The organism is Bradyrhizobium sp. 18BD (genome assembly GCF_054185225.1).
The window spans coordinates 1-460 of the sequence record NZ_JAVAYL010000201.1 but is presented as its reverse complement, the minus strand read 5'-3'; the positions used below and the strand labels follow the sequence as shown (position 1 = coordinate 460).

Genomic DNA, 460 nt, shown 5'->3' with positions numbered 1-460 from the left:
AATCGCGCCATCGGTGCCGGCAGCATGACCAGCTCGCGGATCGGTTCGTTATCGGAGAGGCGGACCAGATCGAACATCACCGCCAGCCCCTTGTTGGGCATGAACGGGAACGGGTGCGCCGGATCGAGCGCCTGGGGCGTCAGGATCGGAAAGATTTGCTCGCGGAAATGGGTTTCGAGCCAGGCCAGCTCCTCGGGCGTGACCGCTGCGTCGATCGTCTTCGAGCCGAGCACCTCGATCCCTGTTTCGGCGAGCTCATGGCGCAGATCGCGCCAGACCGAACGCTGGCTTTCCACCAGTTCGTCGGCTTCCGCCACGATCGCGGCGAGCTGCTGGCGCGACGACATGCCGTCGACCGAGAGGCGGTCGACGTCCTGAAGCTGCTGTCCTTTCAGCCCCGCGACTCGCACCATGAAGAATTCGTCGAGATTCGAGCCCGAGATGGACAGGAAGCGGACTC

The 460-nt window shown here is 64.1% G+C and carries 1 pseudogene; it reads right to left on the bottom strand.

Annotated features, from left to right (window positions below):
* Window positions 1-460 (bottom strand): annotated as a pseudogene (locus tag RAD16_RS41070) (RNA degradosome polyphosphate kinase); the annotation flags it as partial.